The following is a 20209-nucleotide window of genomic DNA, read 5'->3' as shown; positions in this document are numbered from 1 at the left end:
TTCATCCTTGCAGGACTTCGCCGACCAGGTCGCACAGCTCCTCGACGCCGCGGGGCTTGTCGAAGAGGCTGCGCACGCCCAGCTCGGCGGCGCCCTGGCGCAGTTCGTCGGTGATGTAGCCGGACGCCAGCACCAGCGGCAGCTCCGGTCGCAGGTGGCGCAGCTGCTGCGCCAGTTCCAGGCCCGAGCAGCCGGGCATGTTGTAGTCGGAGACGACGAGGTCGGTCTCGCCGGCGTGCTCGCGCAGCCATTCCAGCGCGCGCAGCGGGTCGTCGAAACCGGTGACGCGGTAGCCGCGGCCTTCCAGCACGGCCGTCACCATCAGCACCATCGCGGGATAGTCGTCCAGGTACAGCACGTGCTCGCCGCGGCCGCGGCGCTCGGTGGCGTCCACCGCGGCCGGCAGCGGCGGCGGCGCGGGCTGGGCCCGGGCGGCGCTCTCTTGCGCCATCGGCAGCCAGATGCGGAACACCGTGCCTTCGCCGGGCTGGCTGTCCACCGTGATGCGGCCGCCGTGCGAACTCACGATGCCGTGCACCACCGGCAGCCCCAGGCCGGTGCCTTCGCCTTTCGCCTTGGTGGTGAAAAAGGGCTCGAAGATGCGTTCGACCGTGCCCGCGTCCATGCCGCAGCCGTTGTCGGCGACGCACAGGCAGGCTTCGCGCCCCTCGCGCGCCAGGCTCACCGTGATGCGCCCCTGGCGGCCGATGGCCTGCCAGGCGTTGGTGCCCAGGTTCATCAGCACCTGGCTGACCTGCGTGGGGTCGGCGCAGACCAGCAGGTCTTCGTCGGGAACGTCGCACACCACCTGGATGCCCGAAGGCAGCATCGCGCGCAGCAGCTGCACGCCTTCGCGCACCAGCGGCTGCAGCGCCTGGCAGGTGAACACGGCCGGCTGGTTGCGGCTGAACGAGAGGATGCGCTGCACCAGGTCGCGCGCGCGCACGCCGGCGCTGGCGATCTCGCTGATGAAGGGGCGCGCGGGTGACCCGGCGTCGCAGTGGTCGCGCGCCAGCCGGGCGTTGCCCATGATGGCGGCGACGATGTTGTTGAAGTCGTGCGCGATGCCGCCGGCCAGCGTGCCCAGCGCTTCCATCTTCTGCGACTGGCGCAGCTGCAGCTCCAGCGACTGGCGGGCCTGTTCGGCCTGCAGCGGCTGGGTGAGGTCGCGCACCGTCAGGCAATAGAGGGCGTTGCCGCCCAGCACGATGCGCGAGAGCGAAGCCTCGGCCGGAAAGCCCGTCCCGTCGGTGCGGCGGGCTTGCAGTGCGAGGCCGCGCACGAGTTCGGCCGGCGTGATGGCGGCGCGCGCGTGGGCGGTGGCGATGAAGCCGGCCGCCTGCGGCAGCCAGTCGTGCAGCGTGCGGCCCAGCGCTTCCATGCGGCTGCAGCCGAACATGGCGCCCGCGCCGCGGTTGAACAGGACGATGCGGCCTTCGGCGTCGACGGTGATGATGGCGTCCACCGACGTGTCGATCACCGCGGCCAGCTGCGATTCGCTGGCGTTGAGCGCCTGCTCGGCCTGCTTGTGCGAGGTGATCTCCTGGCCCACGCCGCGGTAGCCCTCGAAGCGGCCGTTGCGGCCGAAGATGGGGCGGCCGCTCACGCGCAGGTGGCGCGGGCGGCCCTGCGAATCCAGGCGAACGACCTCGATGCCTTGCAGCGGCTGGCGCGCTTCCATCGCGGCGCGCAGGGTGCAGCGGGCCCGCTCCTGCTCGGAATCCAGTCCGTCCCAGCACGCGCGCCGCACCGGCGGCAGCTGGCCCTGGTCGGCGTAGCCGGGCGAGCAGCGCACCAGCGTCATGCGCAGGTTGGCGTCGGCTTCCCACACCCAGTCGGCCGTCAGCTCCAGCAGTTCACGCAAGGCGTCGACCGCCGGGCCGAAGCGCGGGCGGCGGTCCTGCAGGCGGCGTACCGCGGGCATCGTGATCAGGCGTTGGCCAGGCGCTGGTACACGCCGCAGCCAAGGTAGAGCGCACCCAGCTTGAGCACGTAGGACATCTTGCGCTGCACGATGCCCGTCACCGGGTTCTGGATGTCGTACTCGACCCAGCCCGGCTCGCGCTCGGCTTGGGCGACGATGGCGTCCAGCAGATGCGCGCCGCGCACGCCCGGCAGGTCCTGCACGCGCGAGCCCACCTTGCCGGGGTTGCCGCCGAAGGCGCGATAGCAGCCCTGCGCGTCCAGCGCGAAGACGTACATGTCGCGGTCGTGGAAAGGCTGCCGGGGGTCGGTGATGAGGCGGGCGAATTCGTCGGCGCCGCGGCCTTGCGCGGCGGCACGCGCGCTTTCCACCAGGGCCAGCGCCTCGCCGGCCGTGCCTTGCGGCAGGGTGAAGTGCGCCACGGCGGACGACAGCGCGGCCGAGCGGCCCTTCAGCGAGAGCGCGTGGCGGGAGGTTTCCTCCACCATGCCGGCGTTTTCGCGCGTGATGCCGTCCAGCTGTTCGATGGCCTGCGCCAGTTCGGCCAGGCCCTGGCTCTGCTCGCGGCTGGCGGCCGAGATGCTGGACATGCGCGCGGCGACTTCGCGCACGCCTTCCAGCACCTGCGCCATGCCCTGGCCGGCCCCGCCGATCACCTGCGCGCCCTGGTCCACGCCGCGCGTGGACGACCCGATCAGTTCGCGGATGCGGCCGGCTTCCTCGGCGCTGCGGGTGGCCAGGCGGCGCACCTCGGCGGCGACGACGGCGAAGCCGCGGCCCTGTTCGCCGGCGCGGGCCGCCTCGACGGCCGCGTTCAGCGCCAGCAGGTTGGTCTGGAACGAGATGTGGTCGATGACCGAGACCATCTCGCCCATGCGGTGCGCGTCCTGCTGGATGGCGCGCACCTTGTGCATCGCTTCCTGCATGGAGCGGCCGCCGCCTTCGGCGAGGCCGCGCACCCGGCCCGATTCGGCGTCGGCCAGCGAAGCGTTCTGCGCGTTGGTGTCCACCGTGCCGGCCAGCTGGCGGATGCCAGCGCTGGTCTCCTGCACGTTGGCGGCCTGGCGTTCGGTGCGGCCGGACAGGGCTTCGCAGTCCGCGGCCAGGCGGCGGCCGGCTTCCTCCACCAGCGCCGCGTTGCTGCGGACTTCGCAGACGACGGCGGAAAGGCCGGTGGTCATGCGCGCCAGCGTCTGGCCGAGCTGCGCGATCTCGTCGCGGCCGGCCGGCGGCACCATGGCCAGCAGCCGGCCCTGCGCGACGTCGTCCATGCGGGCGACCAGCGCGCGCAGGCCGCCGATGAAGCCGATGCAGAAGGCGACGGCCAGCCAGGCCCAGGCCAGCAGCGCCAGCCCGCCGAGCGTGAACAGGACCGCGGCCGGCGTGCCCCGGGCCAGCAGGCCGAAGGCGAGGGCGGCCGCGCCGCCCGCGAACAAAGCACCCAGCAGGGCCAGCTTGGCGGGGAGGGCGATGGCGCGCAGCATGCGCAGCGCCGGGGAGAGGAGAAAGCGCGCAGACGCGGCCGGGAAGGTCGGATGAGGGGTCACCGTGGCAGTTTCCGCCGCCGTGCGCATCGCCACTGAGGCGATAAAGGGGGGCAACGCCCCGCTTATCCGCGGCGTTGCCGGATGAGACAATCCGGCTCGCGCACTGCCCGTAGCTCAACTGGATAGAGCAGCTGCCTTCTAAGCAGCAGGTCGGGGGTTCGAGTCCCTCCGGGCAGGCCAAGGACCGCCATTCCGCGCCAGGCTTTCGGCGATCATCGAAGGCCGCAGCCTGTGGGCGAAAACAAGAATGCTCTTCAACATCGCAGTGAAACATGGCGGGCCCTGGCTGCTCGTGGTGGGCAGCGGACCCGCGGAGTTCTGCGATCTCGCGGCGCTGGTGGACGTCGCGGCCCGCTTGGCCAACGCGAAGTCGTACCGATGCGTCCTGGCCGACCTGCTGGCGGTGGATCCGCAGCTGACGCAGGATGAGTTCGCGCGGATCGGCCGCTACGTGGCCACCGCGCTGGACGGGCTGGACCGCGTCGCAGCGGTGGTGGCCCGCGATCGCAGCACCACCGAAAGCGCGGCCAACCAGGCGGGCTTTCGCCTGCGCATGTTCTCCGACCTGCACACGGCGGAAGCCTGGCTGGCGAGCGAAGCGCACGCAGCCTGAGCGCGGCCGCGTGGCGCCGAAGCCACTGCCTAGGAAATCGGCTGCATGGCTTCCGGGTCGCGCGCGCCAGAATCGCGGGTGAGCGAGGAGGACTGCATGAGCGTGACCCGGTTCCAGCGGGCGATGAGGCACTGGCGCACGGCCGATGCCCGCGCGTGCGTGGCCGAAAAGACGGCGGTGGAGGCGTTCGCGCGCTACGTCTCGGGCACGGGCGCCTTGCCGAACCTGATGATGGAGACGGAAGCGGCCGTGGCGCGGCAGGAAGCCTTCCAGGCGCTGGAAGCGGTCTACGCCGAAGCCAAGCGGCTGCGCGCCCCGAGTGAAGAAGAGGTGCGCACCAGCGTGCCCGGCGCCCTGGGCGGCGAGTAGGGCGCGGAAGAAGCTGAGTCTTCCCCGTCCTACGGACCGCACGGATGCGTTCCCACCGTGACGCGCCTTCGATGACGACGGGCGGGCGGCGGCGGCTCCCGCAAGCTGCGCCCTGGAGAACAGACTGAGTGGACAGGCCCGACGACCCGGATCCCCAACGCAAGCCGATCCTGGCGACGGACCGGCGACGCCCGGCCCCGCGCCGCGAACGCTCGGGGCGCGGGTCGGCCAGCGCGCTTCAGTCGCTGCGTGAACTGGAACGGGACTGGGAGTGGTACGAGGCGCCCGCGGCGCCCAGCGACGACAAGAAGAAGGGTTGAGGCTTCAGGCGGCTTGTGCCGCGGAGGCCGCGCCGATCGAACGCAGCAGTTGCCGCTCGCCCTTGAGCAGGTGCTCCACGGAGTGCAGCATGGCCGGACGGTCGCCGGCCACGGCCTGGTCACGCAGGCGCTCCAGCGCGGCGATCCTCGCCAGCACGCGCAGCTGCTCATCCTTCATCCCGGTTGCTTCGATTCGATCCATGGCCTTGCCCATCCAAACGCACATGGAATGTGCGGCAGGCCGCGTGGCTCGGCTGTAGGAATGGGCCGCGAATCACGGGCGGCGTAAGCCATTTTCCTAAGGCCGCAGGCGACAAAAACCCCTCGTGCCGTGCCGTGCGGTGCCGATGATCGCTTTCGAGGGCCCCGAATGCCCGGCAGGATCACCATGACCCAGAACCCCCAACCGGTCTTCTCGACCGCCGACCCGATCTACTCCGCCACCGCCGCCGGCCAGCAGGAACTGCGCGGGCGCGTGACCGACCTGGACGGCGTCGCGCTCGAACTGCTCGTGCGCCTGGATGGGACCCAGGCGATCTCCACGCTGAAAGGCGCGATGGCCGCGGCCGGCGCCGCGGCTTTCGAATCGGCGCTGGCCACGCTGGTGCGCCGCGGGCTGGCGGCGCCCAAGGCCGCCGACCCGATGGCGATCTCGTTCGACGAGCAGCTGCTTCGCCTGACGCCGCAGCTGTCGCGCCCCGGCACCGTGCGTTCGTCCGCCGATGGCTTCGCGGTCAGCCTGGTGCGGCGGCGCCGCCAGCCGCCGCCCGCGCGGGCAGGGGGCCTGATCGCGGTGGTGGTGGAAGACGATCCGGTGCTGTCGAAGTTCATCGAGTGCTTCCTGGCGCTGGACGGCTTCGAGGTGCGCCTGGCGGCCGACCGCGCCGGCATCGTGGCGCAGATGAACCGCCCCGAGCGGCCGGACATCGTGCTGCTGGACGGCACGCTGCCCGACGTGGATGGGTTCCACGTGCTGCGCAAGCTGCGCGCGCATCCGCGCCTGTGCAACGTGCCGATCGTGATGCTGACGGGCCGCAGCAGCCGCGAAGCGGTGATCGACGCGCTGTCGGGCGGCGCGGACGGCTACGTGACCAAGCCTTTCGACGCCGAAGACCTGACCAAGGCGGTACGCGCCGCCTGCGGCCTGGACGCCGCCGTGGCGCAGCAGCCAGCCGCCGGCAATTCGCGCGGCGAGCAGCGCAACGACAACTGGGCGATGAGCACGATGGGGCTGCGCCTGGCCGCGTGAGCGGTCAGCGGCGCTCGTACTGGGTCTTGCCGAAGAGGATCTCGCGCGCCTTGTCGTCCTGCAGCGGCTTGCGCAGGTCGGCCAGCACCTTGACGCCGCGCTGCACCGCGGGCCGCTCCTCGATCGCGTGGAACCACTTTTCGAGGTGCGGGTAGTCGGACAGCTCGATGCCCTGGTTCTTCCAGTTGCGAAGCCACGGCCAGGTGGCGATGTCGGCGATGGAGTATTCGCCGCAGCCCAGCCACTTGCTCATCGCCAGCCGCCGGTCGATCACGCCGTACAGCCGCCTCGCTTCGTTGGTGTAGCGGTCGATGGCGTAGGGCAGGCTCGTAGGCGCGTACTGCCGGAAGTGGTGGTTCTGCCCCAGCATCGGGCCGACGCCGCCCATCTGGAACATCACCCACTGCAGCACCTCGTAGCGCGTGCGGTCGGGACCGGGCAGGAACCTGCCGGTCTTGCCGGCCAGGTACACGAGGATGGCGCCCGACTCGAACAGCGAAAACGGACGCCCGTCCGGCCCTTCGGGATCGGTGATGGCCGGAATCTTGTTGTTCGGGCTGACGGCCAGGAACTCCGGCTTGAACTGGTCGCCCGCGCCGATGTTCACGGGGAGGGCCCGGTACTCGAGGCCGCATTCCTCGAGCATGATGTGGACCTTGTGTCCGTTGGGCGTGGGCCAGCTGAAAACGTCGATCATGCTCAGTCTCCCGATGGTGTTTGCTTCGATAATGGCGCGAATGTAGGGGAATCCACCCATCCATGTTTGACCGACTGAAGAAGGCCTTTTCGCGCGAAGCAGCCACCGCAGGAGCACCGCCGGCGCAGCCCGGCGCGTCGGCCTTCTCGCCGGTGTCGCAATGGGCCTCGGCGCAGGGCCTGTCGTACACGCCGGCGGCCAGCGGCTTCTCGGTGGACGGCAAGGTGGGCGGCAAGCCGTGGAAGCTGGAATGGGGCCGCGCCAGCCGCAAGTACATCAAGGGCGAAGAGCTGCGTGCCCGCGCCGAACTGGGCGTCAATCCGGACGTGCTGGTCGTGCTGATGAGCCGGCCGCTGAAGGAAGCGCTGGAGAAGCAGGCCTACGCCCTGTACACCGACACGCTGCAGACCAGCGTCGACCCCAACCTGCCCGAAGAGATGCGCATCCTGGCCATGTACCAGGAGGTGGGCTGGGAAACCATGTCGCGCGTGTTCTGGAGCCGCTACGCGCTGGTGGCCGACGACCGCGAGCATGCGCAAGCCTGGCTCGACCCCAACCTGGCGCGCCAGCTGATGGAATGGCCCGCTCCCGCACCGGGCGCCGAGGTGCCTTTCATGCTGATGCTCCTGCGCGGCAAGGCCTACCTGCGCATGCAGCAGGGGCCGCTGCACATGCCCACGCTGCAGCACGCGGTGCAGGTGTTCAACGCCGCGTGCGAAACGGCGCTGGGGGCTTTCCGGGCGTCTTGAGATGCGGGGTCCGCAACGCAGAGAACGCGGAGCAAGCGCAGAGCGCGCAGAGGAAGAAAGAAACCTTCAGAAGGTGTTCTCTGCGATCTCTGCGTTCACTCTGCGATCTCTGCGCTGCGGACCCCGAATTGAACTTCAGCCCCCGCGCGTGACCGCGGCTTCCGCGTTGCGGCCGTAGCTGCCGTACTTGCCGAGTTCCCACTTGGCGATGGCATTGCGGTGCACTTCGTCCGGGCCGTCGGCGAAACGCAGCGTGCGGGCGTGGGCGTAGGCGCTGGCCAGCGGGAAGTCGTCGCTCATGCCGCCGCCGCCGTGCACCTGCATGGCCCAGTCGATGACCTGGCAGGCCATGTTGGGGGCCACGACCTTGATCATCGCGATCTCGGTGCGCGCCACCTTGTTGCCGGCCACGTCCATCATCCAGGCGGCTTTCAGCGTGAGTAGGCGCGCCATGTCGATCTTGCAGCGCGCTTCGGCGATGCGTTCCTGCGTGACGGTCTGCTGCGCCACGCTCTTGCCGAAGGCCACCCGCGACAGCGCGCGGCGGCACATCAGTTCCAGCGAACGCTCGGCCAGGCCGATGAGGCGCATGCAGTGGTGGATGCGGCCCGGGCCGAGGCGGCCCTGGGCGATCTCGAAACCGCGGCCTTCGCCCAGCAGGATGTTGCCGGCCGGCACCTTCACGTTCTCGAAGTACATCTCCATGTGGCCGTGCGGCGCGTCGTCGTAGCCCATCACGTTGAGCGGCCGCACGATGCGGATGCCGGGCGTGTCGGCGGGCACGACGATCATGCTCTGCTGCGAGTGCTTGGGCGCCTCGGGGTCGGTCTTGCCCATGGTGATGAACACCGCGCAGCGCGGGTCGCCGGCGCCGGAGATCCACCACTTGTGGCCGTTGACGACGTAGTGGTCGCCCTGGCGCTCGATGCGGGTGGCGATGTTGGTGGCGTCGGATGAAGCGACTTCCGGCTCGGTCATCGCGAAGGCCGAGCGGATCTCGCCTTCCAGCAGGGGCTTGAGCCAGCGGGACTTGATCTCGTCGGAGCCGTAGCGCGCCAGCGTTTCCATGTTGCCGGTGTCGGGCGCCGAGCAGTTGAACGCCTCGGGCGACCATGGCACGCGGCCCATGATCTCGGCCAGCGGCGCGTATTCCTGATTGGTGAGGCCCGCGCCTTCGTAGCCTGAGGCGTGCGCGCTGTCCACCGGCAGGAACAGGTTCCACAGGCCGGCCTTGCGCGCCTTGACCTTCAGCTCCTCGATCACGGGCAGCGGCTTCCAGCGGTTGCCGGCGCGCGTGTTGGCGTCCTGCTGCTCGTCGTAGGTCTTCTCGCTGGGGTAGATGTGGTCGTCCATGAACTTCAGCAGGCGCTGCTGCAGTTCCTTGGTCTTGGCGGAGTATTCGAAATCCATTGCTTTCTCCGGGAGTGTTCGGTTCAGGCCTTCTGCGCGAAGGCCCAGGCGAGTTCGGCCATGGGGCGCGCGCCCTTGCCGCTGGCGGCGGCGCTGGCGCTGGACGCGGTGCCCATCTCCACCCGCTTGGCGATGCCCTGCAGGATGGCGGCGATGCGGAACATGTTGTAGGCCATGTAGAAATTCCAGTCGGCCTTCAGGTCGGCGACGGTGGACAGGCCCGTGCGGTCGCAGTAGCGGCGGATGTATTCGTCCTCGCTGGGGATGCCCAGTGCCTGCAGGTCGAGACCGCCGATGCCGCGCGACATGGCGTGCGGGATGTGCCAGGCCATGCAGTGGTAGCTGAAGTCCGCCAGCGGATGGCCCAGCGTGGACAGTTCCCAGTCCAGCACCGCGATGATGCGCGGCTCGGTGGGGTGGAACATCACGTTGTCCAGGCGGTAGTCGCCGTGCACGATGGACACCTTGCCCTCGTCGCGCGCCGCCGCCGGGATGTGCGCGGGCAGCCAGTCCACCAGCTTTTCCATCTCGGGGATGGGTTGGCTCATGGGGCCGGCGCCGTCGGCCGATGCCTTGTACTGCTTGCTCCAGCGGCCGATCTGGCGCTCGAAGTAGTTGCCGGGCTTGCCGTAGCCGGCCAGGCCGCGCTCGGCGAACTTCACCGTGTGCAGGGCGGCGATGACGCGATTGAGCTCGCCGTAGATCTCGCCGCGCTGGGCGTTGGTCATGTCCGGCAGCGCCTGGTCCCACAGCACGCGGCCCTGCATGAACTCCATGACGTAGAACGCGCGGCCGATGACCGACTCGTCCTCGCACAGGCAGTACATCTTCGGCACCGGCACGTCGGTGCCGGCCAGGCCCGTCATCACCGCGTACTCGCGCTCGACGGCGTGCGCCGAAGGCAGCAGCCTGGCCACCGGGCCGGGCTTGGCACGCATGACGTAGCTGCGCGAAGGCGTTTCGAGCTTGTACGTCGGGTTGGACTGGCCGCCCTTGAACATGCTGACCTGCAGCGGGCCCCGGAAGCCCTCGAGGTTCTTCTCCAGCCACGCGGTGAGCGCGGGCACGTCGAAGGCATGCTTGCCGGACACGGCACGCGTGCCGACGAAGTGGTCGTAGTTGTGTTGTTCGCTCATGCTCAGGCGTCCGCCTCGACGATGCGCATCAGCGCGTCCCGGTTGCGCACCACCAGCCCGCCGGGCTCGATGCGGATGACTTCCTCGCGTTCCATGGCCTTCAGTTCCTGGTTCACGCGCTGGCGCGACGCGCCCAGCAGCTGCGCCAGCTCTTCCTGCGCCAGGTGCAGGCCGATGCGCATCTCGCTGCCGTCGGCCAGCTGCGGCACGCCGTAGCTGCGCACCAGGTGCACCAGCTGCTTGGCCAGGCGCGCGCGCAGGGGCAGGGTGTTGAGGTCTTCCACCAGGCCGAACAGCTGCCGGATGCGCCGCGCGTGCAGCCGCAGCATGGCTTCGTACAGCTCGACGTGCGAGGCGAGAATCTTGCGGAAATCGGCCTTGGCCACGCACACGATGGACGTGTCGCCATGCGCATACGCGTCGTGCGTTCGCCGGTCGCCGTCGAAGATGGCCACGTCGCCGAACCAGATGCCCGGCTCCACGTAGGTCAGCGTGATCTGCTTGCCGGAGATGGACGTTGAGCTGACGCGCACCGCGCCGCGGGCGCAGGCGATCCAGTCCTCCGGCGGATCGCCGCGTGCGGCGATCAGGTCGCCGTCCTTGTAGCGTTTGACGTAAGCGCATCGCAGGATGTCATGGCGCAGCGACGGCGACAGCGAGGAGAACCAGCGGCCGCCGTTGATGGCCTCTCGTTCCTCGATCGTAAGAATGGGCTCGTCCATGGTCTGTCCTGCAAGCGACTGGGCGCGCGGGGATTGTCGCGCGGGGGACGGAGCGTGCCGCTCAGGGTTGTCACCTGCGCGGCAGTGGCGCGCGCGGCCGGGACTCAGCCGTACTTCGGCTTGTCCTTGGCCAGGAACGCGGCGATGCCGATGCCCGCGTTGGCGTGGTGCAGGTTGCGCACGAAGTGGTCGCGCTCGGCGGCCAGCTGCTGGTGCAGCGGCGCTTGCGCGGCTTCGTTGAGCAGCTCCTTGATGCTGGCCAGCGAGTTCGGCGCGCGGTCGTTCAGCCGCTCCGCCAGCGCCAGCGCTTCGGGCAGCGCCGACCCGCGGGGCACGACGCGGTTGACGACGCCGAGTTCGTGCAGGCGCCCGGCGCCCACGCGCTCGCCGCACAGCAGCAGTTCAGCCGCCAGCTGGCGCGGCAGCATGCGCGCCAGCGACCAGGTGCCGCCGCCGTCGGGCGACAGCGCCACGTTGCTGTATGCCATGACGAACACCGCATCATCGGCCGAGACGATCAGGTCGCAGGCCAAGGCGAGCGAGAAGCCCGCGCCCGCGGCCGGACCTTCGACCGCCGCGATCACCGGCTTGGGGAAGCTGCGGATCGCCTCGATCCAGTTGTGCAGTCCTTCGATGCTCTGCGCCTGCACCTCGGGCGGCTGCTGCCGGTTGGCCTGCAGGCGCTGCAGGTTGCCACCCGCGCAGAAGATGCCGCCTTCGCCGGTGATGACCACGGTGCGAACCTCGGGCGACTTGTCCGCGACGTTCAGCGCTTCGACGCCGGCGGCGTAGATCTCCGGCCCAAGCGCGTTGCGCTGCTCCAGGTTGCGGATGGTCAGCACCATGGTGGCGCCCTGGCTGGTGCTCTTGAGCTCGGCCGGCATGGTCTTAAGCCTCTTCCTGCAGCAGCGACAACCCGATGGCGCCGCGGCGGCGCAGCCAGGGGCTGGGACGGTAGCGCGGGTCGCCGTACACGGTCTGCATGTTGAACAGCACTTCCAGCACGTTGGCCGGGCCCCAGCGGTTGCCCATCGCGAGCGGACCCATCGGGTAGCCCAGGCCCAGCGTGACCGCGGTCTCCAGGTCCTGCGGCGTGCAGATGCGCTGCTGGCAGATGTCGGCCGCGATGTTGACGATGGTGGCGACGACGCGCTGGGTGACGAAGCCGGCCGAATCGCGGATGACGCTGACCGGCTTGCCGTCGCGCGCGAACAGCGCATGCGCCGCGTCGCGCATGTCGGCGCGCGTGGCGGGGTTGGTGGCCAGCACGCGGCGCTTGGTGGCCGCGTCCTCCACCAGCATGTCGATGCCGACGGTGCGCGCCGGGTCCAGGCGTTCCACCACCGCGACAGTGGTCACGTCGAAGCCCAGCGGTGCCACGATGGACAGCGCAGTGGGCGAGGGCGATTGCCCGGTCTCGATCTTCGCGCCCAGGTCCTTGAGCAGCTGGTAGACCTCCTGGCGGCGCGCCGCGCGCGTGGACACCCAGACGGGGGGCAGCTCGTCCACCTGGGGCGCCGCGGGCTCGACGGGCACCTGCGCCTTGCCGTCGGTGTACTTGTAGAAGCCTTCGCCCGACTTGCGACCCACGACGCCGCCGGCCAGGCGCTGCGCGGTGATGACGCTCGGGCGGTAGCGCGCCTCGTCGTAGTACTGGCGGTAGATGGACTCCATCACCGGGTGCGACACATCCAGCGCCGTCAGGTCCATCAGCTCGAACGGGCCGAGCTTGAAGCCCACCTGGTCGCGCAGGATGCGGTCGATGGTGGCGAAGTCGGCCACGCCTTCGCCCACGATGCGCAGCGCTTCCGTGCCGTAGCCGCGGCCCGCGTGGTTGACGATGAAGCCGGGCGTGTCCTGCGCCTGCACCGCCTGGTGGCCGAACTCGCGCGCGTAGGCGGCGAGCTTCTCGCAGACGGCGGGATCGGTGCGCAACCCGGCCACGACCTCCACCACCTTCATCAGCGGCACCGGGTTGAAGAAGTGGTAGCCGGCGACTCGCTGCGGCCGCTCCAGGCCGGCGGCGATGGCGGTGACGGACAGCGACGAGGTATTGCTGGCCAGCACTGCATCGGGCGCGACCACGGCCTCGAGCCGCGCGAAGAGTTCGCGCTTGACGTCGAGCCGCTCGACCACGGCTTCGACCACCAGCGAGCAGTCGGCCAGCTGCGAGATGTCGTTGGCGGGCAGCAGGCGCTGCTTGGCGGCGGCCACCGCATCGGCGTCCATGCGGCCCTTCTCGAGCAGGCGATCCCACTGGGCGCCGATGGCCTTGACCGCTTTCTCGGTGGCTTGCGGCTGGGTGTCGTAGAGGCGGACTCGGCTGCCCGCCTGCGCGGCGACCTGGGCGATGCCCTGGCCCATCGCGCCCGTGCCCACGACGGCCACGGTTTCATACTGGATCGGCATCGGGCGATTATCGGGGTGCGCACAAGCGGGCCTTTGGTCAGCAGGGCTGTGCAAGAATTCCAGCGGATGAAGACGCTGTCCGTTACGCGCACCCTGGCCTTGGCGCTTGCCGGGTTCGCGGCGGCGTCGGCGTGGGGTCTTTCGCTGGGCCGTGCCCAAGGGGTGGCGCTCATCGGCCGCCCGCTCGAGGTTGGATTGCCGGTCCTGTTCGAACCCGGCGATCCGCCCCCCGAATGCGTGGGCGCGGAAGTCTTCTATGGCGACACCCGGGTGGAGCCCAACAGGGTCTCGGCCGAGCTGCTTCCTTCGAACACAGGGGCCGGCATCCGCGTGCGATCGCCCGTCGCGGTGAACGAACCCGTCGTGACGGTGTACGTGCACCTGGGCTGCACAAGCAGGTTGACGCGCAAGGTCGTGCTGTTGTCCGAGCAGCCGAGCCTGCAACCGGAGACGGCCCGCGCGGTGGCTGCAGTGCCGGTGCCCGCGCCTGCGGCCGAAGCGCCCGCGGCGCGTCCGTCCGCGGCGGTTGCCGCGCGTCCCCAGCGCGGTGCGCGTGCGGCGGCACAGGAAGCTCCGTCCCCAATGGCCGCGCCTGCGCGTGCTCGCCAGTCCGCGGCCTCCGAAGCGTCCAGCCGGCCAGCGGCCGAGGCCACCCGTCCCGCTGCAAAGGCACCCGCGCGTGAACGCGCAGCCGATGCGCGCAACAAGGCCAAGCTCGAGCTGGAGCCGCTGGACCTGTCGCCGGCCGCGGATCCCAGGTTGCGGCAGACCGACGTGCTGGCCACGGGCGAAGGCTCGCCGGAGCAGCGCGCCGTGGCGCAGGCCTTGTGGCGCGCGCTGAACGCGGACCCGCAGGCGCTGCTGCGCGATTCCCAGCGGGTCGCGGCGCTGGAGCGCGAAGTGGCCGAGCTGCGCGCCGGCGCCTCCCGCAAGGACGCCGCGCTGGCGCGGGTGCAGGCACAGGTGGAGGAAGCGAAAGCGCAGCGCTATGCCAATCCGCTCGTCTTCGCGCTGGCGGTGCTGCTGCTGGCCGCCATCGCATTCGCCGCGTATGCGTGGCGCCGGGGCGGCTTCGTGCACACCGAATGGTGGCGGCCGGGCGACGCGCAGGACAGCCTGCCGCATGACTTGCCACCCGCGCCAGAACCGCTGCGCCGTGCGGACGCCGAGGCACCGGCACCGAAGCAGGTCGCTGTGCCATCGGCGCCGGTCCATCCGGACTTCGATGTCGCGGCGGAGCCCGCGCTGTCCGCAGCGAGGACGCAGCCGCTGAAGGTGATTCCGCAGCCGCCGATGGAGGAGCCGCGCGCCTTCCTGCACGGCCGCGACTTCCAGGACAGCCATGGCGTCAGCCTGCGATCGATGAAGGCGGAGGAGCTGCACGACGTGCAGCAGGAAGCCGACTTTTTCATGGCGCTGGGCGAGCACGAGCGCGCCATCGAGGTGCTGCGCTCGCACATCGGCATGAACCCCGAAACCAGCGCCGTGGCCTGGCTGGACCTGCTGGGCATCTACCACCGGCTGGGGCGCGAGGAGGAATTCGACTACACGCGCGGCGAGTTCGAGAGGAACTTCAACGCCAGGGTGCCGGACTTTGCCGACTACGAAAACCTGGACGGCGAAGGCGGCCTGGAGGACTACCCCAACGCGGTCGCGCGCATCACGGCGCTGTGGCCTTCGCGCCGCGTGCTGGACGTGATCGAGGATTCGATCTTCCGCTCGCCCGCCGGCGACGGCCGGCCGGCCTTCAGCCTGGCCGCGTACCGCGACCTGCTGATGCTGCACCACGTGGGCGAGGAGCTCCTGGGCCGCGAGGTGGCGCCTTCTTCCTTCGGCGACCTGGGCGGCATTTCGCAGCCGCCCGGCTTTTCGGCCACCAACATCCATCCGCTGTCCGCGGAGGAAGGTCCCGCCGACGGCGGCTTCGGCCTGGACATCGACCTGGACCTGGCCACGCCGCCCGACGAGCCGCTGGTGGGCCTTCCCACCATCGAGGCGCCCGACTCCAACATGCTGGACTTCGACCTGCCGGACATGGACGTCAGCTCGATGAAGACGAAGAAGACCCGCGAGTGAGCGGGCCGGCGCGGCCTCAGGCCGCGCGAAGGCCGGCGCGCGTGGCCAGCACGCTGGCCGCCATGGATGCGGCCAGCCCCACCAGCCCCGCCCAGTGCAGCGCGCCGAAGCCCTGGTTCGCGATCAGCCAGCCGCCGCCGGCGGCGCCGATGGCTTGCCCCGCGTACATCGCCGAGCTGTTCAACGCCACCGAGCCGGCGGCCAGTGCGGGCGCGATGCCCACCAGGCGCGCCTGCTGCGCGGAGTTGGAAGAGAAGCAGCCGAGTGCCCAGGGCACGACCACGGCCGCCATCGTCAGGAGGGTGGTGCCCAGAGGCCACACGATGAAGCTGAGGGCCATGGCGCCGACCGCCAGCAGCACCGAACGGTCGGCACCGATGCGATCGATGTTGCGCGACATCACCATGTTGCCGATGAAGCCGAACAGGCCGAACCACATGAACATCAGGCTGAGCGTGCCGGGCGAGGCATCCAGCACCTGGCGGTAGTACGGCGACAGGTAGGAGAACAGCACGAACTGGCCGGCCGAATAGAGCGTGGTGACCGCCACGCACAGCATCAGCGGCCGCGACGCGAACACCTGCGCCCAGGCCTGGCGGGACAGGGCGGGCGGCTTCACGCCGTCGGGCAGCGTGCGCCAGACCCACACACCTGCGACGAGCGACAACGCGGCGATCGCCACGAACGCGGCCCGCCAGCCCAGCACGCCGCCGATGTACGCGCCCAGCGGCATGCCCAGCACCGAAGCCACCGACCAGCCGAGGAACACGAAGGTGATGGCGCGGCCGCGGTCCTGCGGCGGCACCAGCAGGCCCACGCAGGCCGCAGCCTGCGGCGTGAAGATGGCGGGTGAAATGACCGCCAGCGCGCGCAGCGGGATGAGCGTGGCGAAGTCGGGCGCGCAGGCGCAAGCCAGGTGCAGCAGCGCATACCAGAGCATGGACAGCGCCAGCAGCCGGCGGCGGTCCCAGCCGGCGACGAGCGCCGCCAGCAGCGGCGCGCCCAGGCACATGACGACACCGCCTACCGTGATGAGCTGGCCCGCCGTGGCCGGCGTCACGCGCAGCGAATGGCTGATCTCGTTGAGCGTGCCGGGCACGACCATCACGCCCGCGCCGATGACGAAGTTGCCGAACAGCAGCGGCCACAGCACCGGTGGCAGCGCCGCGCGTTCGCGCACGGACGGCGTGGCGAGGGCGGCGGGGTCGGCCATGCGCGCTAGCGGCGCACCTGCAGGGCCGCCGGGTTCACCACGTTGGTGGGATGGCCCTCGATGAAGTTGACGACGTTGTCGAAGGCGGCGCCGAAGTACAGCTCGTAGCTTTCCTGCTCGACGTAGCCGATGTGCGGCGTGCAGATGCAGTTTTCCAGCCGCAGCAGCGCATGCCCCTGCAGGATGGGCTCGCTCTCGAACACGTCGACCGCGGCCATGCCGGGGCGGCCGCGGTTGAGCGCCGCGATCAGCGCGTCGTGCTCGATCAGCTCGGCGCGCGAGGTGTTGACGAAGAGCGAAGTGGGCTTCATGCGGCCGAAGTCTTCCAGCCTGACGAGGCCGGCCGTTTCGTCGTTCAGCCGCACGTGCAGGCTGAGCACGTCGCTTTCGGCGAAGAACTGCTCGCGGCTTTCGGCGGCTTCGTGGCCGTCGGCTTCCGCGCGCGAACGCGATCCCTCGCGACCCCACACCAGCACGCGCATGCCGAAGGCACGCCCGTAGCCGGCGACCATCTGGCCGATCTTGCCGTAGCCCCAGATACCTAGCGTCTTGCCCTTGAGCACCATGCCCAGGCCGAAGTTGACCGGCATGGACGCCGACTTCATGCCCGACTGTTGCCAGGCGCCGTGCTTGAGCGTGGAGATGTACTGCGGCAGCCGGCGCATGGCCGCCATGATCAGCGCCCACGTCAGCTCGGCCGGCGCCACGGGCGAGCCGGTGCCTTCGCACACGACGATGCCGCGCTCGGTGCAGGCTTCGACGTCGATGTGCGAGCCGGCCCGGCCGGTCTGCGAGATGAGCTTGAGCCGCGGCAGCTTTTCCAGCAGCTGGCGCGTGATGTGCGTGCGTTCGCGGATCAGCACGATGACGTCGGCGTCGCGCAGCCGGACGGAAAGCTGGCCGATGCCCTTGACCGTGTTGGTGTAGACCTTGGCGGGATAGGCCTCGAGCTTGGCTGCGCTGCGCAGCTTGCGGACCGCGTCCTGGTAGTCGTCGAGGATCACGATGTTCATGGCGCGATTGTGCCCTGCGGCCCATCGGCCCGCGCCCTGCAGAGTTGCCGCCGCGCCGCTAGCATGGCGGCCTCGTTTCACGCGAACAGCGAACCAAGGAGATTTTCGATGTCGATTTCCATGTCGTCGGCCAGCCTGCCGATCTTCCGCACCGGCCTGCAGAACCTTTCGCACATCCTGGCCAAGGGGCTGGCGAGCGCGCAGGCGCGCAAGTTCGATCCGCAGGTGCTGGTGACGGCGCGTCTGGCGCCGGACATGCTGCCGCTCAGCCGCCAGGTGCAGATCGCCTGCGATTCCGCCAAGCTGTGCGTGGCGCGCATCTCCGGCGTGGACGCGCCCAAGTTCGAGGACAACGAAGCCAGCTTCGACGACCTGACGGCCCGTGTCGCGAAGACGCTGGAGTGGCTGGAAAGCGTGCCCGCCGCGAAGCTGGATGGGACCGAGGAGAAGGAGGTCACCATCCCCACCGGGCGCGAAACCACCCGCACGATGAAGGCCGAGGCTTACCTCAAGCACCACGCGCTGCCCAATTTCTTCTTCCACATGACCACCGCGTACGCGATCCTGCGGCACAACGGCGTGGAGCTGGGCAAGCTGGACTACCTGGTCGGCGCGCGCTGAAGGCGCGCCGCCACTCGCTCAGGCCGCGGCTGCTTCCTGCGCGGCCAGCCGGTCGAGTTCGGCACACACGTCGGCCATGCGGCCGGAGATGACCATGCGGCCCGCGCTGCTGGGGCCGTGCTGCGCGTCGACCACGCGCAGCACGCGAAGCGGACGCGTGAGGGCGGCGCCCGCGGGCGGCCAGGCGACGTGGCCGCGGCCCGCCGCGGTGTGCAGCCGCGTGGTGGCCAGCGGACGCAGGTCGATGGGCGCGCCGGAGCGGCGCAACTGCATGCGGCCGATCCAGGCGCGCAGCGTGCGGGCGAGGGTGAAGAGGAGAGTGGTTCCCATGTCGCTTTCCTTTTGAATCCAGGGGTCGAACACAGGCGAGATTGCGAACGGTGCCGGCCGGCGCAGGGTGATGGCGCGCCATGCGCCATACGCCCGCCACCTGCTGCCTGCCGGCGGGGGTTACATCAGCATGGTGTTGCGGATCAGGCCGACGGCCAGGCCTTCGATCTCGAACGGTTCGCCCGGCTCGACCACGATGGTGGGGTAGTCGGGGTTCTCGGCGTGCAGCTCGATCAGGTGCTTGTTGCGGCGGAAGCGCTTCACGGTGACTTCGTCGCCCAGGCGCGCCACCACGATCTGCCCGTTCTTGGCGTCCTTGGTGGCCTGCACCGCGAGCAGGTCGCCGTCCATGATGCCGGCGTCGCGCATGGACATGCCGCGCACCTTCAGCAGGTAGTCGGGACGGCGCTGGAACAGGCTGCTTTCCACGTAGTAGGTCTGGTCGACGTGTTCCTGCGCCAGGATGGGCGAGCCCGCGGCCACGCGGCCGATGAGGGGCAGGGCCAGCTGCGCGAGGTTGGGCAGCGGCAGCGAGAACTGCGCGAAGCGCGATTCGTGGATGGAGCGCAGCGTCTCGCCCTTGAGGCGGATGCCGCGCGAGGTGCCGCTGACCAGTTCGATGACGCCCTTGCGAGCCAGCGCCTGCAGGTGCTCTTCGGCCGCGTTGGCGGACTTGAAGCCCAGTTCGGCCGCGATCTCGGCGCGGGTGGGCGGCGCACCCGTGCGGGCGATGGCCGACTGGATCAGGTCCAGAATCTGTTGCTGGCGTGCGGTGAGCTTCGGGGTCTCGTTCATTGCGGGCTCCTTGGGCGAGTCACTGGCTGCCCATCCAGTAGGCTGTATTTTTAACCAGTTTCGTGAAAGAGTGCAACTGATGGCTCAACGGATCGTTGTGCTGGGTACCGGCGGAACCATCGCCGGGCGTGGCGCGGATGCGTCGGACCACCTCGGCTACAAGGCGGGCGAGGTGGCGGTGAAGGACCTGCTGGCGGACATTCCGCTGCTGGCGGGCGTGTCGGTTTCCAGCGAGCAGGTGGCGCAGATCGACAGCAAGGACCTGTCGTTCGACGTGCTGCGCAAGCTCGCGGCCCGTTGCGCGGAGGCCCTTGCTCAGGACGACGTGCAGGCGATCGTGATCACGCACGGCACCGACACCATCGAGGAAACCGCGTGGTTCCTGCAGCGCGTGCTGGCGCCCGCGAAGCCCATCGTGCTGGCCTGCGCGATGCGGCCGGCCACCGCCATCTCACCTGACGGCCCGCAGAACCTGGTGGATGCGTTCACCGTGGCTCGGCACCCGGGCGCGCGAGGCGCTGTCGTGGTTTGCGCGGGCCAGGTGCATGGGGCGGCGGACGTGCGCAAGGTGCACCCGCATCGTCTCGATGCCTTCGGGTCGGGCGATGCGGGCTCGGTCGGCTACGTGGAAGCGGGCCACGTGCGGCAGTTGCGCGCCTGGCCGCAGACCCGGCCGCAAGGCACGCTGGCGGCGCGCATCCAGGCCGCGAGCGAATGGCCCTGGGTGGAGATCGTCACCAGCGGTGCGGGCGCGGACGGCCGCGTGGTGGATGCGCTGGTCGCTGCGGGCGTGCGAGGTCTTGTCGCCGCGGGCACGGGCAACGGCTCGCTGAATTCCGAGCTGGAATCGGCGCTGCGCAGGGCGGAAGAGAAGGGCGTGCGCCTGGCGCGCGCCAGCCGCTGCCTGGATGGCACGATCGTCGGCACACCGACAGGCGCGCTGCGCGCGAGCGCGCTCACGCCGGCGAAGGCGCGGATCGATCTGGTGCTGGATCTGCTGGCGGCCTGAGCCGCCG

At 70.1% G+C, this 20209-nt stretch carries 21 protein-coding genes and 1 tRNA gene; 9 read left to right on the top strand and 13 right to left on the bottom strand.

Going from position 1 to position 20209, the window contains the following annotated elements; translation table 11 throughout:
- Nucleotide 1: 1 nt before the first annotated feature.
- Together EZ216_RS03920 and EZ216_RS03915 are read right to left on the bottom strand one after the other, a co-directional pair.
- Nucleotides 2-1924 carry a hybrid sensor histidine kinase/response regulator gene (locus tag EZ216_RS03920; protein WP_135248252.1) on the bottom strand — a complete coding sequence of 641 codons (1923 nt, stop codon included), beginning with the start codon at nucleotides 1922-1924 and terminating at the stop codon, nucleotides 2-4.
- Between the two features lie 5 nt (nucleotides 1925-1929).
- On the bottom strand, nucleotides 1930-3471 hold the full coding sequence (locus EZ216_RS03915) for a methyl-accepting chemotaxis protein (RefSeq protein ID WP_338050526.1): 1542 nt from the start codon (nucleotides 3469-3471) through the stop codon (nucleotides 1930-1932).
- A gap of 103 nt (nucleotides 3472-3574) precedes the next feature.
- On the opposite strand from EZ216_RS03915, the gene EZ216_RS03910 reads away from it, so the two are divergent.
- The 4 genes from EZ216_RS03910 (at nucleotide 3575) to EZ216_RS03895 (ending at nucleotide 4773) form a co-directional block, all read left to right on the top strand.
- Nucleotides 3575-3651: transfer RNA gene (locus EZ216_RS03910), tRNA-Arg, on the top strand.
- Nucleotides 3652-3718: 67 nt separating this feature from the next.
- Entirely contained in the window at nucleotides 3719-4084 is a 366-nt protein-coding gene (locus tag EZ216_RS03905; protein ID WP_135248250.1) for a hypothetical protein, read from the top strand.
- 96 nt (nucleotides 4085-4180) lie between these two features.
- On the top strand, nucleotides 4181-4453 hold the full coding sequence (locus tag EZ216_RS03900; RefSeq protein ID WP_135248249.1) for a hypothetical protein: 273 nt from the start codon (nucleotides 4181-4183) through the stop codon (nucleotides 4451-4453).
- A 128-nt stretch (nucleotides 4454-4581) separates the two neighbouring features.
- Nucleotides 4582-4773 carry a hypothetical protein gene (locus EZ216_RS03895; protein WP_135248248.1) on the top strand — a complete coding sequence of 64 codons (192 nt, stop codon included), beginning with the start codon at nucleotides 4582-4584 and terminating at the stop codon, nucleotides 4771-4773.
- A 4-nt stretch (nucleotides 4774-4777) separates the two neighbouring features.
- Here EZ216_RS03895 and EZ216_RS21260 read toward each other — a convergent pair whose 3' ends face one another.
- Nucleotides 4778-4951, bottom strand: a complete 174-nt coding sequence (locus tag EZ216_RS21260; RefSeq protein ID WP_167772822.1) for a hypothetical protein — start codon at nucleotides 4949-4951, stop codon at nucleotides 4778-4780.
- 210 nt (nucleotides 4952-5161) lie between these two features.
- Here EZ216_RS21260 and EZ216_RS03890 point away from each other — a divergent pair, with 210 nt between their 5' ends.
- Nucleotides 5162-6022 carry a response regulator transcription factor gene (locus EZ216_RS03890; RefSeq protein WP_167772821.1) on the top strand — a complete coding sequence of 287 codons (861 nt, stop codon included), beginning with the start codon at nucleotides 5162-5164 and terminating at the stop codon, nucleotides 6020-6022.
- Between the two features lie 4 nt (nucleotides 6023-6026).
- On the opposite strand, the gene EZ216_RS03885 is transcribed toward EZ216_RS03890, so the two are convergent.
- Nucleotides 6027-6719, bottom strand: coding sequence for a glutathione S-transferase N-terminal domain-containing protein (locus EZ216_RS03885; protein ID WP_135248246.1), 693 nt, complete (start codon nucleotides 6717-6719; stop codon nucleotides 6027-6029).
- A 62-nt stretch (nucleotides 6720-6781) separates the two neighbouring features.
- Here EZ216_RS03885 and EZ216_RS03880 point away from each other — a divergent pair, with 62 nt between their 5' ends.
- Complete coding sequence (locus tag EZ216_RS03880; protein ID WP_167772820.1) at nucleotides 6782-7468, top strand: hypothetical protein; 687 nt, start codon at nucleotides 6782-6784, stop codon at nucleotides 7466-7468.
- Nucleotides 7469-7603: 135 nt separating this feature from the next.
- On the opposite strand, the gene EZ216_RS03875 is transcribed toward EZ216_RS03880, so the two are convergent.
- The 5 genes from EZ216_RS03875 to EZ216_RS03855 all read right to left on the bottom strand — a co-directional run bounded on the left by EZ216_RS03875 (nucleotide 7604) and on the right by EZ216_RS03855 (nucleotide 13145).
- Nucleotides 7604-8878: an acyl-CoA dehydrogenase family protein gene (locus tag EZ216_RS03875; protein WP_135248245.1), complete on the bottom strand. Its 1275-nt coding sequence runs from the start codon at nucleotides 8876-8878 to the stop codon at nucleotides 7604-7606.
- A gap of 23 nt (nucleotides 8879-8901) precedes the next feature.
- On the bottom strand, nucleotides 8902-10014 hold the full coding sequence (locus EZ216_RS03870; RefSeq protein ID WP_135248244.1) for a phosphotransferase: 1113 nt from the start codon (nucleotides 10012-10014) through the stop codon (nucleotides 8902-8904).
- Between the two features lie 2 nt (nucleotides 10015-10016).
- A complete protein-coding gene (locus tag EZ216_RS03865; protein ID WP_135248243.1) occupies nucleotides 10017-10736 on the bottom strand; it encodes a Crp/Fnr family transcriptional regulator in 720 nt (239 codons plus the stop codon).
- Between the two features lie 104 nt (nucleotides 10737-10840).
- The gene (locus tag EZ216_RS03860; RefSeq protein ID WP_135248242.1) at nucleotides 10841-11620 is read right to left on the bottom strand and encodes an oxepin-CoA hydrolase, alternative type; all 780 of its coding nucleotides are present in this window, start codon (nucleotides 11618-11620) and stop codon (nucleotides 10841-10843) included.
- A 4-nt stretch (nucleotides 11621-11624) separates the two neighbouring features.
- Nucleotides 11625-13145, bottom strand: coding sequence for a 3-hydroxyacyl-CoA dehydrogenase (locus EZ216_RS03855; protein WP_135248241.1), 1521 nt, complete (start codon nucleotides 13143-13145; stop codon nucleotides 11625-11627).
- A 66-nt stretch (nucleotides 13146-13211) separates the two neighbouring features.
- Here EZ216_RS03855 and EZ216_RS03850 point away from each other — a divergent pair, with 66 nt between their 5' ends.
- On the top strand, nucleotides 13212-15221 hold the full coding sequence (locus tag EZ216_RS03850; protein ID WP_135248240.1) for a type IV pilus assembly protein FimV: 2010 nt from the start codon (nucleotides 13212-13214) through the stop codon (nucleotides 15219-15221).
- A 16-nt stretch (nucleotides 15222-15237) separates the two neighbouring features.
- Here the strand turns inward: EZ216_RS03850 and EZ216_RS03845 are convergent, their stop codons facing one another.
- Nucleotides 15238-16434 (bottom strand): MFS transporter, encoded by a 1197-nt coding sequence (locus tag EZ216_RS03845; protein WP_135248239.1) that lies wholly within the window; start codon nucleotides 16432-16434, stop codon nucleotides 15238-15240.
- A gap of 5 nt (nucleotides 16435-16439) precedes the next feature.
- Nucleotides 16440-17447, bottom strand: a complete 1008-nt coding sequence (locus EZ216_RS03840; protein WP_135248238.1) for a D-2-hydroxyacid dehydrogenase family protein — start codon at nucleotides 17445-17447, stop codon at nucleotides 16440-16442.
- 108 nt (nucleotides 17448-17555) lie between these two features.
- Here EZ216_RS03840 and EZ216_RS03835 point away from each other — a divergent pair, with 108 nt between their 5' ends.
- Entirely contained in the window at nucleotides 17556-18068 is a 513-nt protein-coding gene (locus EZ216_RS03835) for a DUF1993 domain-containing protein (RefSeq protein WP_135248237.1), read from the top strand.
- Between the two features lie 18 nt (nucleotides 18069-18086).
- Here EZ216_RS03835 and EZ216_RS03830 read toward each other — a convergent pair whose 3' ends face one another.
- Nucleotides 18087-18398, bottom strand: a complete 312-nt coding sequence (locus EZ216_RS03830; protein WP_135248236.1) for a hypothetical protein — start codon at nucleotides 18396-18398, stop codon at nucleotides 18087-18089.
- A 120-nt stretch (nucleotides 18399-18518) separates the two neighbouring features.
- A complete protein-coding gene (lexA, locus tag EZ216_RS03825; protein WP_135248235.1) occupies nucleotides 18519-19193 on the bottom strand; it encodes a transcriptional repressor LexA in 675 nt (224 codons plus the stop codon).
- 79 nt (nucleotides 19194-19272) lie between these two features.
- Between lexA and EZ216_RS03820 the strand changes: the two genes are divergently transcribed.
- The gene (locus tag EZ216_RS03820; RefSeq protein ID WP_135248234.1) at nucleotides 19273-20202 is read left to right on the top strand and encodes an asparaginase; all 930 of its coding nucleotides are present in this window, start codon (nucleotides 19273-19275) and stop codon (nucleotides 20200-20202) included.
- Nucleotides 20203-20209 lie beyond the last annotated feature (7 nt).

Origin of the sequence: Ramlibacter humi, from assembly GCF_004681975.1 — a bacterium.
GTDB classification, from domain to species: domain Bacteria; phylum Pseudomonadota; class Gammaproteobacteria; order Burkholderiales; family Burkholderiaceae_C; genus Ramlibacter; species Ramlibacter humi.
Note: the sequence above shows the minus strand (reverse complement) of the source record. Positions and strands in the feature narration are given on the sequence as shown.